Annotated in this window: 14 protein-coding genes; 6 read left to right on the top strand and 8 right to left on the bottom strand. The window is 52.3% G+C overall.

All coding sequences use genetic code 11. The features are described 5' to 3' along the window. Window positions 1–123 precede the first annotated feature (123 nt). The 5 genes from bssS to mdtH all read right to left on the bottom strand — a co-directional run bounded on the left by bssS (window position 124) and on the right by mdtH (window position 4,075). Entirely contained in the window at window positions 124–378 is a 255-nt protein-coding gene (gene bssS, locus FDX19_RS13105) for a biofilm formation regulator BssS (RefSeq protein ID WP_003036154.1), read from the bottom strand. A gap of 339 nt (window positions 379–717) precedes the next feature. Beyond that, complete coding sequence (dinI, locus tag FDX19_RS13100; RefSeq protein ID WP_006685106.1) at window positions 718–963, bottom strand: DNA damage-inducible protein I; 246 nt, start codon at window positions 961–963, stop codon at window positions 718–720. Between the two features lie 74 nt (window positions 964–1,037). Beyond that, window positions 1,038–2,084 carry a dihydroorotase gene (pyrC, locus tag FDX19_RS13095; RefSeq protein ID WP_137383042.1) on the bottom strand — a complete coding sequence of 349 codons (1,047 nt, stop codon included), beginning with the start codon at window positions 2,082–2,084 and terminating at the stop codon, window positions 1,038–1,040. Between the two features lie 105 nt (window positions 2,085–2,189). Continuing rightward, complete coding sequence (locus FDX19_RS13090) at window positions 2,190–2,750, bottom strand: lipoprotein (protein WP_137383041.1); 561 nt, start codon at window positions 2,748–2,750, stop codon at window positions 2,190–2,192. 116 nt (window positions 2,751–2,866) lie between these two features. Next, entirely contained in the window at window positions 2,867–4,075 is a 1,209-nt protein-coding gene (gene mdtH, locus FDX19_RS13085) for a multidrug efflux MFS transporter MdtH (protein WP_137383040.1), read from the bottom strand. Window positions 4,076–4,335: 260 nt separating this feature from the next. Here mdtH and rimJ point away from each other — a divergent pair, with 260 nt between their 5' ends. The 4 genes from rimJ to murJ all read left to right on the top strand — a co-directional run bounded on the left by rimJ (window position 4,336) and on the right by murJ (window position 8,285). Continuing rightward, window positions 4,336–4,920: a ribosomal protein S5-alanine N-acetyltransferase gene (gene rimJ, locus FDX19_RS13080; RefSeq protein WP_005129064.1), complete on the top strand. Its 585-nt coding sequence runs from the start codon at window positions 4,336–4,338 to the stop codon at window positions 4,918–4,920. 35 nt (window positions 4,921–4,955) lie between these two features. After that, complete coding sequence (locus tag FDX19_RS13075) at window positions 4,956–5,603, top strand: YceH family protein (protein WP_048211222.1); 648 nt, start codon at window positions 4,956–4,958, stop codon at window positions 5,601–5,603. A 1-nt stretch (window position 5,604) separates the two neighbouring features. Continuing rightward, on the top strand, window positions 5,605–6,528 hold the full coding sequence (locus FDX19_RS13070) for a Gfo/Idh/MocA family protein (RefSeq protein WP_137383039.1): 924 nt from the start codon (window positions 5,605–5,607) through the stop codon (window positions 6,526–6,528). A 221-nt stretch (window positions 6,529–6,749) separates the two neighbouring features. Further along, complete coding sequence (gene murJ, locus FDX19_RS13065; protein ID WP_137383038.1) at window positions 6,750–8,285, top strand: murein biosynthesis integral membrane protein MurJ; 1,536 nt, start codon at window positions 6,750–6,752, stop codon at window positions 8,283–8,285. A gap of 88 nt (window positions 8,286–8,373) precedes the next feature. Here murJ and flgN read toward each other — a convergent pair whose 3' ends face one another. The 3 genes from flgN to flgA form a co-directional block, all read right to left on the bottom strand. After that, window positions 8,374–8,796: a flagella biosynthesis chaperone FlgN gene (gene flgN, locus FDX19_RS13060; protein ID WP_137383037.1), complete on the bottom strand. Its 423-nt coding sequence runs from the start codon at window positions 8,794–8,796 to the stop codon at window positions 8,374–8,376. Window positions 8,797–8,799: 3 nt separating this feature from the next. After that, window positions 8,800–9,093, bottom strand: a complete 294-nt coding sequence (gene flgM / locus FDX19_RS13055; RefSeq protein ID WP_005129057.1) for a flagellar biosynthesis anti-sigma factor FlgM — start codon at window positions 9,091–9,093, stop codon at window positions 8,800–8,802. 93 nt (window positions 9,094–9,186) lie between these two features. Then, the gene (gene flgA, locus FDX19_RS13050; protein ID WP_137383036.1) at window positions 9,187–9,846 is read right to left on the bottom strand and encodes a flagellar basal body P-ring formation chaperone FlgA; all 660 of its coding nucleotides are present in this window, start codon (window positions 9,844–9,846) and stop codon (window positions 9,187–9,189) included. A 157-nt stretch (window positions 9,847–10,003) separates the two neighbouring features. Between flgA and flgB the strand changes: the two genes are divergently transcribed. Next, window positions 10,004–10,420, top strand: coding sequence for a flagellar basal body rod protein FlgB (flgB, locus tag FDX19_RS13045; protein WP_003036189.1), 417 nt, complete (start codon window positions 10,004–10,006; stop codon window positions 10,418–10,420). Window positions 10,421–10,422: 2 nt separating this feature from the next. Then, on the top strand, window positions 10,423–10,827 hold the full coding sequence (flgC, locus tag FDX19_RS13040) for a flagellar basal body rod protein FlgC (protein WP_045441655.1): 405 nt from the start codon (window positions 10,423–10,425) through the stop codon (window positions 10,825–10,827). Window positions 10,828–10,836 lie beyond the last annotated feature (9 nt).

The raw sequence follows: 10,836 nt of genomic DNA, 5'->3' as shown, positions 1-10,836 counted from the left end.
GCCAACGCACATGCAACTTGAAGTATGACAGGTATAGCAGGGTAAATAACTGAACCGGAATATTCAACCTGCAAATAAGAAAGGCACCGTGAAGGTGCCTTTTGATGGTGTGATGTATCAGGTTTAATGTCGCTGATACTCATTTACCTGGTAATCGCCAGATTCAATTTTGGCGATTCCGGCTTCTAATATCGAAATAAATTGCCTGGCAACATCAGTGGTTAACCAGAGCGTTTGACCAACTTCAGTCCCATCCGGGTCCGGGCGATTCGGGGTCTGGTAGTGCAAACGCAGCATCAGCGCATCGTAGCTATCAACAGTGCTGATGTCCCACCCTACAAGCGGATGAGTCTGAATGACTTCATTATTCTTTTCCATCATGCCCCCTAATTCGTGTTACTAGACAACGGTTTTCGAGGTTCAATGCGTTTTTTTCTGAAGCAACTTCAGTATATCAATAAATAAGGGTATTCATTGAAAATTTAAAGAGGGCGACGCATAAATTTTTTGTTTTCAGTGTTATCTGACTAATAAAGCAACATGTTATTCATTTTTTTTTAGCATGTTGTGCAATTATTTTGGTGATTTGATTAAAAGATAATCAAGGTATTTAATATAAATTATCTGCCAGCGTGGTGAATGCAAGATTGATTTAAAGGATTCACGTATAAAAAAGCCGGGGCGACCCGGCAAACAAACATCACTGCATATCATTTTTTATTCGTTGATGAACCAGTCATCCGCGCTTTCCCAGGTTTCCTGTAGGATTTCGCTGATGCGTTCTTTGTCCTCTTTTGTTGCGCCAATAACCGACAGATTGTTGGCCCCGGCATAACGAACGGTAACGTTACCTTCGTTATCCGGAAAATGATGATGAATACGGCGGGAGAGTTCACCTGCCAGCGCGTCGATAGCACCGGCTGGTAAAGGTGAAGTTTTGGCAATAGTGACTTCAATACGCATAATAGCCCCCTGTTGGATATACTGGTTATTTATACAGTTAACTGCGCCAGTTGACAACAGTGGGCTACACTTTTTTAGCGTTTTACTGACCAGCGTACCGTTTCACCGCCAAGGAAAGGCACCAGCGTATCGTTTTCCAGCGCAATGCTCTCCGGGACCTGGTGCTCCACGCGTTCCAGCTCAATAAAGGTCTCATTCACCGGCAAACCATAGAACTGCGGGCCATTGAGTGAGCAGAAGGCTTCGAAATGGTCCAGAGCGTTCATCTCTTCGAACACAGTGGCATAGCTGCCCAGCGCGGTCGGCGCATTAAAGCAGCCCGCACAGCCGCAACTGGACTCTTTACGATGACGCGCATGCGGTGCGGAGTCGGTACCCAGGAATGCACGGCTGAATCCGCTGGCAACCAGTTCACGCAGCGCCTGCTGGTGAACGTTACGTTTGAGTATCGGCAGACAGTACAGATGCGGACGAATTCCGCCGACCAGCATATGGTTGCGGTTAAACATTAAATGCTGCGGTGTGATGGTTGCTGCAAGAAGCTCGTTGCCCTCGCGAACGTAGTCGGCGGCATCTTTGGTCGTGATATGTTCAAACACCACTTTTAGCGCGGTTAAACGCTGACGCAAGGGATCCATCACCGTTTCGATGAAACGTGCTTCGCGATCGAAAATATCGATCTCAGCGAGCGTCACTTCACCATGCACCAACAGTGGCATCCCCAATTTTTCCATACGCTCCAGTACCGGCATAATGGCATCGACCGAGGTTACACCGTGTGTAGAGTTGGTTGTTGCATTGGCGGGATAAAGTTTCGCGGCGGTGAAGACGCCTTCGTTGAATCCACGCTCAAGTTCATTAGGATCCAGCGTGTCCGTTAAGTAGCAGGTCATCAACGGCGTAAAGTGATGTCCGGCGGGTACAGCGTCCAGAATGCGCTGACGGTACGCAATGGCCGCATCAACGGTAGTGACCGGCGGAGCGAGGTTTGGCATAACAATCGCGCGACCATAAGTTTCGCTGGTATAAGGCACGACAGTTTTCAACATGTCGCCATCGCGAAGGTGAAGGTGCCAGTCGTCTGGGCGGCGGATCTTTAAAACCTGGGATGGTGCAGTCATCAATATGCTCCGGCTGAGGATAGTCTTTTTTGCCGGAAACAAAGGATAAGCGGAAACGTTTTCGTTTGCACGAAAAAAAAGGGCGCATTCGCGCCCTGTTGTTGATTAATCGGTAAACGGAATAATGATTTCGCCCGGTTTAACCTCAATCCCTTTCGCCAGTTTTTTCGCCAGCGCTTCGCCTTTACTGCTGTCTTCACGCAGAATATAGGCCGGTTGCTGGTTAAAGTAATTGCGCAGCGACTGATTTAAGTAGGGCATCAGCGTTTGCAGTACAGATTGCATTTTCTCTGGCGTGACGGTCGCATCGACCACTTCCATTTCTTGTAGATAAATCGCGCCTTTTTCTTTATTGAAGACTGGCAATGCTTTTAACTTCAATTTCATGGTCGCTTTCTGGCTACCAAAAAGGGAATTCATATCCAGATTGGCATCGCCTGTCAGAGTCACTTTATTCGGTTCTTCGCGACCAATCTGGCTGGCGAGATTGGTCAGTACGATGTGGGCTTCAGCAACGCCGGGCAGACCAATATCTTTCGAGAAGTCGTTATGCTTGGCCAGTGCCTGATTAATCTCTTGTTCGCTAACCGTGTATTGTGTGAGTTGATTACAACCAACCAACAGGCCGCTGACAATCAGTGCAGCAGCAAAAAAAAACTTTTTCATGGGGTTCCTCAACATGATGCTTGTGGCGTAATCGTGACACAAAGCAGCATCCAGCACCAGCGGCCCGGACACCAGCAGAAAAAACTGAAATTGAGTCCGGGACGTCTGGTCAGCGATCAGGCATCAGGTTCCAGCATGCCGCGTGACGGGCGTTTATGGCTAAACTGCCAACCCAGCGCGAGGAAGGTGATAAAGCCGATAATGCCGAGCATCATCCACGGGAGCTCTGGCTGTGACAGTGCTTTACCCATGTCAAACAGCCAGCCGCCACCGATATAACCGATGGCACCGCCGATGGCGAGTCCCAGGCGGCTAAAGCCCATGTAACTGCCCCGTGCACGCGCATTTGCCAACGACGCGCTCAGCGTTTCGCGTGCCGGTTCCGCAATGATAGAACCGATATAGAAGGTGCAAATCAGGGTGAAAAGCTGCTGTAAATTCCCGACCAGACCGATGGGCATCATGCTAAGAGACATGATCAGCAGGCCCGCCATCAGTCGATGCTCAAGACGAAAACGTTTCTCACTCCAGCGGGCGATAGGGTAGAGCAGCGTTAAAGAGAGACACGCTTCGATGGCATACATCCACTTCACGGCGGCTGGCGAACCGGCAATGTCATTAACCATAATCGGCAGCATCAACATAACCTGTACCGCCAGCATGTAATACCCCGCCAGCGTCAGGACATAGGTGACAAATCGTTTGTCATGCATCACATGGCTCATGCCTTCGCGCACGGGAATCTTCACGGTGGATAGCTTCCATGCCGGAAGCAGCCAGGCGTTAAACGCGGCGCACAGAACGAACAAAATTGCACCCGTGGCGCAGACCAGGCGGAAATCGTACTGTAACAGCCAGCTGCCGAGTAATGCGCCAACAACGGCACCGGCACTGTCCTGCATCATTAGGATAGAGAAAAAGCGCCCGCGCTTTTCCGGGCGGATCAGTTTGACCACCAGTGCTGAACGGGGCGGGTCGAATAACGTACCGCCTAAGCCAGAGAGAAAGCAGGAAAACCACAATAGCCAGGGTTCGTGCGCAATCCCCATCGTGGCAAACCCGGCGGCACGCATCAGCATACCGGTCACAATCATGGGTTTGGCACCAAAGCGGTCAGCAATTGCGCCGCCAAAAATTCCCAGACCTTGCTGAATAAATTGGCGCAATCCAAGTGCGATACCGACCATCACGGCGGCCCAGCCCATTTGGTCGACGAAACGGATAGAGATCAGTGGGAAAACGACAAAGAAACCCAGCACGACCAGCATATTATCGATGAGCAGGAAATATTTACCCAGGTTCCTTGCCTGCGAGACTTGCGACATTTCCCCTCCAGGGAAAAAACTCGTCACTCGGTGGAGAGTTTAAAAGATAAGCACCTTCTATTCTGCGGTGTCGTTTGCGCTTTTCCCACCCTTGGCGGGACAATATTTTTTTATCAAAAGTCCGTCTTGATAGAGAGTTTTCATCAAAATGTGTGAATAATTCAAAAAATGGCATTTTGCTCTTTTCACAGGGTGTATTTGCACAGGTATAGTAATGCGAATTGCGTATTGAAGACGTTACGGGAAGGAGTAGGTATAGAATGTTTGGCTATCGCAGTAACGTGCCAAAAGTGCGCTTAACCACGGACCGCCTGGTCGTGCGTTTGGTGCATGAGCGTGATGCCTGGCGTCTGGCAGATTATTACGCAGAGAATCGTCATTTCTTAAAGCCCTGGGAACCTATCCGCGATGAAAGCCACTGCTACCCCTCTGGCTGGCAGGCGCGTCTAAGCATGATCTCTGAATTTCATAAACAAGGCACGGCCTGGTATTTCGCGCTGCTCGATCCCGACGAAAAAGAAATTATCGGCGTTGCGAACTTCTCGAACGTGGTGCGCGGATCTTTCCACGCCTGTTATCTCGGTTATTCCATTGCGCAGAAGTGGCAAGGGCAGGGGCTGATGTACGAAGCCCTGACCGCCGCAATTCGTTATGTACAGCGGACGCAACATATTCACCGCATTATGGCGAACTACATGCCACACAATAAGCGTAGCGGCGATTTGCTGGCGCGACTCGGCTTTGAGAAAGAAGGGTATGCAAAAGACTATCTGCTGATTGATGGACAGTGGCGCGATCATGTGCTGACGGCGTTGACAACATCAGAATGGACCCCCGGTCGCTAAGTTTCAGGCGCACGGCCTGAATAATGGAGAAGACGATGAAATACGAATTAACCGCCACCGAAGCCCGTGTGATTGGTTGCTTATTAGAAAAGCAGGTTACTACACCGGAACAGTATCCCCTTTCCGTGAATGGTGTGGTGACCGCGTGTAATCAAAAAACCAACCGTGAACCGGTGATGAATCTGTCGGAAGCCGACGTGCAGGATCAGCTTGATAACCTGGTAAAAAGGCATTTTCTGCGCACGGTCAGCGGCTTTGGTAATCGCGTGACCAAATACGAACAGCGGTTCTGTAATTCAGAGTTTGGCAATCTTAAGCTTAGCGCGGGTGAAGTGGCATTGATCACCACGCTGTTACTCCGTGGCGCTCAGACACCGGGTGAATTGCGTAGCCGCGCATCCCGAATGTATGAGTTCAGCGATATGGCGGAAGTGGAGTCGACGCTGGAGAAACTGGCTACCCGGGAAGATGGCCCTTATGTGGTCCGCCTGGCGCGTGAACCTGGAAAGCGAGAAAGTCGTTATATGCACCTGTTTTGTGGCGAGGTTGATGAGTCACTCGCTGCGGCAGATGAGCCGCAGGCGGCGTCTGGAGATTTGCAGGCGCGTGTTGAAGCGCTGGAAACCGAAGTGGCAGAGTTGAAACAGCGGCTCGATTCATTATTGGCACACCTGGGAGACTGACGTGGGAAAATTGCGTATTGGCGTGGTCGGGTTAGGGGGCATCGCGCAAAAGGCATGGTTGCCTGTGTTGGGCGCATCTGCGGACTGGACGCTGCAGGGTGCATGGTCGCCCTCGCGGGAAAAAGCGCTGCGTATTTGTGAAACCTGGCGAATGCCATACGTTGATTCCGTACAGAATTTAGCGGCAACCTGCGATGCCGTTTTCGTTCATTCCAGTACCGCCACCCACTACGCTGTAGTGAGTGAGTTGCTGAATGCCGGCGTTCACGTTTGCGTGGACAAGCCGCTGGCAGAAAATCTGCGCGAAGCTGAACAACTGGTGGAGCTGGCGGCGCGGAAAAAACTGACGCTAATGGTTGGGTTTAATCGTCGCTTTGCGCCGTTGTATCAGGATCTAAAGGCGCAGTTGGGCAATGCGGCGTCTGTTCGTATGGACAAGCACCGTACGGACAGCGTCGGGCCGCACGATCTGCGTTTTACGCTGCTGGATGATTATCTGCACGTGGTAGACACCGCGCTGTGGCTGGCAGGAGGAAAGGTTCAACTTAATGGCGGCACGCTGTTAACAAATGACACCGGTGAGATGCTTTATGCGGAACATCATTTTTCTGCCGACCAGCTACAGATAACCACCAGTATGCACCGCCGTGCTGGTAGCCAGCGCGAGTGTATCCAGGCCGTGACGGAGGGGGGCTTGATTGATGTGACGGATATGCGGGAATGGCGCGAGGAACGCGGGCAGGGGGTGGTACATAAGCCCATTGCAGGATGGCAAACGACGTTAGAACAACGTGGGTTTGCCGGATGCGCACGTCATTTTATAGCCTGCGTACAAAATCAGACGGTTCCTGAGACGGCGGGCGAGCAGGCGATTCTGGCACAGCGTGTGGTTGAAAAACTGTGGCGGGAGGCGATGGCGGAATAACCCCCTGTAACATCTGGCGGTAGTAATTCACGGTAATCCAGGTACTATATGCCCACTCAAAAAACACCTCTTTTCAAGCTATAAACCAGTTTGTCGGCCTGATAAGACGCTTGAGCGTCGGCATCAGGCTCTGCAACATTGCCGGATGAGGGCTCAATGCCTTCTCCGGCCAATGGACTGGCTATGCGGGGTTCTGCCTCAGAGTCTGGAATACAACATAGATGAATTTATTAAAATCACTGGCAGCCGTCAGCTCGATGACGATGTTCTCACGTGTGCTGGGTTTTGCGCGTGACGCGATTGTCGCCAGAATCTTTGGCGCAGGGATGGCGACCGACGCCTTTTTTGTGGCATTCAAACTTCCTAACCTGCTGCGCCGTATTTTTGCTGAGGGTGCGTTCTCCCAGGCGTTTGTACCGATTCTTGCCGAATACAAAAGTAAGCAGGGCGAAGACGCCACCCGCGTGTTTGTCGCCTATGTTTCTGGTCTATTGACGCTGGCACTGGCCGTCGTCACGGTGGCCGGGATGCTTGCTGCGCCGTGGGTGATCATGGTCACCGCGCCAGGGTTTGCTGATACTGCCGATAAGTTCACACTGACCACCCAACTGCTGCGGATAACCTTTCCTTATATACTGCTGATTTCGCTGGCCTCACTGGCAGGTGCAATCCTTAACACATGGAATCGCTTCTCCATTCCAGCGTTTGCGCCGACGTTTCTGAATATCAGCATGATTGGTTTTGCGCTGTTTGCCGCGCCTTATTTCCATCCGCCGGTGCTGGCGCTAGCGTGGGCTGTCACCGTGGGCGGGGTGCTGCAACTGGTTTATCAGCTTCCGCATTTGAAGAAAATTGGCATGCTGGTACTGCCGCGTGTCAACTTCCGCGATGAAGGTGCGATGCGCGTCGTGAAGCAAATGGGGCCGGCGATCCTTGGGGTTTCCGTCAGCCAGGTTTCCATGATTATTAACACGATCTTCGCCTCGTTTCTGGCCTCCGGCTCGGTGTCATGGATGTACTATGCTGACCGTCTGATGGAGTTTCCGTCCGGTGTTTTGGGGGTGGCGCTGGGGACAATCCTGCTGCCGTCACTGTCCAAAAGTTTTTCCAGTGGTAATCATGATGAGTATTGCCGTCTGATGGACTGGGGGCTGCGCCTGTGCTTTCTGCTGGCGTTACCCAGTGCCGTGGCGTTGGGTATCCTGGCAAAACCGCTGACGGTATCGCTGTTCCAGTACGGAAAATTTACCGCGTTTGATGCGGCGATGACCCAGCGTGCGCTGGTGGCGTATTCGGTCGGTCTGATTGGCATTATCATCGTGAAAGTATTGGCGCCTGGTTTTTACTCGCGTCAGGATATTAAAACGCCGGTCAAAATTGCCATTGTGACGCTGATTCTGACCCAGGTGATGAACCTGGCGTTTATCGGGCCGTTGAAGCATGCTGGATTGTCGTTGTCGATCGGTTTGGCGGCGTGTCTGAATGCTTCACTGCTCTACTGGCAACTGCGCAAACAGAAAATATTCACCCCACAGCCGGGCTGGGCCTGGTTCCTGACGCGTCTGGTGATTTCAGTGCTGGTGATGTCTGCTGCGCTGGTAGGGATGCTTTACATGATGCCGGACTGGTCACAAGGGACAATGGTGTGGCGTGTGATGCGTTTGCTGGCGGTGGTGGTCGTGGGAATCGTTGCCTACTTCGCCGCTCTTGCTGTGCTGGGCTTTAAAGTGAAAGAGTTCGTTCGCCGGACGGCGTAATGGACATCCTATGCCGGATGGCGGTACTACGCCGCATCCGGCCAACAGAATAGCGTTGCCTGATAAGCACAATGCCATCAGGCAACGATCAAATAGAGAATTTTTTCCCGCCGCGATGTGCTGCAGAGGTCTGGCCGTTCGCGCCATACAGCGTCGGCTCCTGGTGCGGTTTCAGCACTTGAATTGCCTGTTGATTGCGTTCGATTTGCCCTTCGAGCAGCCAACCATTGTGCTGGTTGAGATCGCGCAAATGCTGTGTCTTCTTCGTGATTGTCTGCCAGCGCTCGGCAATCTCATCATTGGCGCTGCGCGTGGCGTCATTTTCCAGGCGGCGCTGCTGCTCCAGATAATCGAGGGTGGCCAGCAAAGAACTTTTTTCTTCTGTAATTCGCTGTAGCTGGCTACCGTTGATCTGCCCTGCAGAAAGCTGATGCTGCTCAGCATCCATCACCGTTTTCAGGTCATTGAGGACGGTCGTCATCTGATCAAGTATTTCTGACAAACGAGTCATACTTTATTTACTCTGTAGGTAGCTCTGTGCCTCGCGGATCAGCGAGTCGGCAATTTTTCCGGTATCCATTTTCAGCTCGCCGTTACGGATCGCGGTTTTCAGTGCTTCGACGCGTTCCATGTTGATGTCATTGGTGCCGGGCTGCATCAGTTTGGCCTGAGCGTCACTCAGCATTACGCTGGTGCTGTTTGTCGTCGCTGTTTTTTCTTTCCGCGCTTTTTGTACCGGCGAGTCGCTGGTTTCGCGTGGCTGGACAGTGCTTACTGGCTTCAATGGTGAGGTACGATCAATACTCATTTTTTCTATCCTCATCGAGGGGTTACGCTATAGCGACCCGCTTTAATCATTGGTTGATTATCTATCGGCACTCGCTAAAAAATCTTTAACCTATTATAGGTTAATAAGAATATTCCCATCAGAATCGACGATTCCACTCACCACCTGACCAGAAATCATCCGCACTCGTGCGTTTTGCGCGACGGCTGCATTGTTGAGCGCTTTACCTTCGGCATTGACCCGAAAGCCGTCTCCGTTGGCGATAACCATCACGCGTTGACCCGCTTTTATCCGCCATGCCTGGCGCAACATTGTGAGCTGGATTGGCTGACCGGGAACCAGGTCGCGCAGGCTCACGGCATCCTGAACCTGGTTAATGTCCAGTACGGTGCGTGGCGGCAGTTGATCCAGACGACCACGTTTTAGCGTTACGCTGGCCGCGTTCAGTGCGCTTCCGCGGGCAACAGGGGCCGCTGCGACAACATAGTTGCCGGTGGCTTGCACAGTGACCTGCAGATAGCGTTTTTCATTGGCGCAGCGGGCCAGCACGTTCACGTTACCCCACAGTTTCGCACTGCCGGACACGCTCAGCGCAGGCTGATCGCAGCTGGGCTGCAAGTTTGGCGGCGTACGGACAGTGACGACCACCTCATCGCTAAACCCGGCCAGGCGCTGGGAAAACCACGCGGTTAACTGCGAATTCAGGTCTTGTGCCAGCGTCATAGGGCTGAACAGCAGTGCTGCCACGACTATTCCACGTTTAAACGTTTGCATCAAAACCTCGCGCTTTTTCAGGTAGTGGCAGGATTCTACCTGTGTGACGCAGTCATCAACGCAACAAATAGCGACGCATTTTGCGTTTATTCCGGCGATAACGCGCGCGTGATGGGATTTAAGCTGTCGGCTGAATTTTGTCATTTGCGGAGGAGATATGCTCGATAAGCTCGACGCCGCCTTACGTTTTCAACAGGAAGCGCTGAATTTGCGCGCCCAACGCCAGGAAATATTAGCGGCCAACATTGCCAATGCCGACACGCCAGGGTATCAGGCGCGTGACCTGGATTTCGCCAGTGAATTAAAAAAAGTCATGGTGCGCGGGCGGGAAGAAACAGGCGGTGTTTCGTTGACGCTGACCTCTGCACAACACATTCCTGCCCAGACTGTCTCGGCTCCTTCTACGGAGTTGCTCTATCGCATTCCTGACCAGCCGTCTCTGGATGGCAACACGGTGGATATGGACAGGGAGCGTACGCAGTTTGCGGATAACAGCCTGAAGTACCAGATGGGGCTTACCGCGTTAGGTGGGCAAATCAAGGGCATGATGAACGTGCTGCAAGGAGGGAACTAACCGTGGCGTTGCTCAATATTTTTGATATCGCAGGTTCTGCGCTGACGGCTCAGTCTCAGCGTCTGAACGTGGCTGCCAGCAACATGGCAAACGCCGATAGCGTGACCGGACCTGATGGTCAGCCGTATCGCGCGAAGCAGGTTGTTTTTCAGGTCGATGCAGCGCCAGGCGCAGCAACCGGTGGCGTAAAAGTCGCTGACGTCATTGAGAGTCAGGCGCCGGACAAGCTGGTTTATGAACCGGGCAATCCGCTGGCGGATGCGAATGGCTACGTAAAAATGCCGAATGTCGACGTGGTTGGCGAGATGGTTAACACCATGTCTGCTTCACGCAGCTATCAGGCAAACGTTGAAGTGCTCAATACCGTGAAAAGCTTGATGCTTAAAACGCTGACGCTGGGCCAGTAAAGGAGGCGC

This window comes from Citrobacter sp. wls619 (assembly GCF_005281345.1).
Classification (GTDB): Bacteria; Pseudomonadota; Gammaproteobacteria; order Enterobacterales; family Enterobacteriaceae; genus Citrobacter.
This window is presented reverse-complemented; position numbering and strand designations above follow the sequence as displayed.

What these genes read in the sequence shown, in the direction of transcription:
- bssS (WP_003036154.1), bottom strand. Translation starts at nt 378, where the DNA reads ATGGAAAAGAATAATGAAGTCATTCAGACTCATCCGCTTGTAGGGTGG.
- dinI (WP_006685106.1), bottom strand. Translation starts at nt 963, where the DNA reads ATGCGTATTGAAGTCACTATTGCCAAAACTTCACCTTTACCAGCCGGT.
- pyrC (WP_137383042.1), bottom strand. Translation starts at nt 2,084, where the DNA reads ATGACTGCACCATCCCAGGTTTTAAAGATCCGCCGCCCAGACGACTGG.
- FDX19_RS13090 (WP_137383041.1), bottom strand. Translation starts at nt 2,750, where the DNA reads ATGAAAAAGTTTTTTTTTGCTGCTGCACTGATTGTCAGCGGCCTGTTG.
- mdtH (WP_137383040.1), bottom strand. Translation starts at nt 4,075, where the DNA reads ATGTCGCAAGTCTCGCAGGCAAGGAACCTGGGTAAATATTTCCTGCTC.
- rimJ (WP_005129064.1), top strand. Translation starts at nt 4,336, where the DNA reads ATGTTTGGCTATCGCAGTAACGTGCCAAAAGTGCGCTTAACCACGGAC.
- FDX19_RS13075 (WP_048211222.1), top strand. Translation starts at nt 4,956, where the DNA reads ATGAAATACGAATTAACCGCCACCGAAGCCCGTGTGATTGGTTGCTTA.
- murJ (WP_137383038.1), top strand. Translation starts at nt 6,750, where the DNA reads ATGAATTTATTAAAATCACTGGCAGCCGTCAGCTCGATGACGATGTTC.
- flgN (WP_137383037.1), bottom strand. Translation starts at nt 8,796, where the DNA reads ATGACTCGTTTGTCAGAAATACTTGATCAGATGACGACCGTCCTCAAT.
- flgM (WP_005129057.1), bottom strand. Translation starts at nt 9,093, where the DNA reads ATGAGTATTGATCGTACCTCACCATTGAAGCCAGTAAGCACTGTCCAG.
- flgA (WP_137383036.1), bottom strand. Translation starts at nt 9,846, where the DNA reads ATGCAAACGTTTAAACGTGGAATAGTCGTGGCAGCACTGCTGTTCAGC.
- flgB (WP_003036189.1), top strand. Translation starts at nt 10,004, where the DNA reads ATGCTCGATAAGCTCGACGCCGCCTTACGTTTTCAACAGGAAGCGCTG.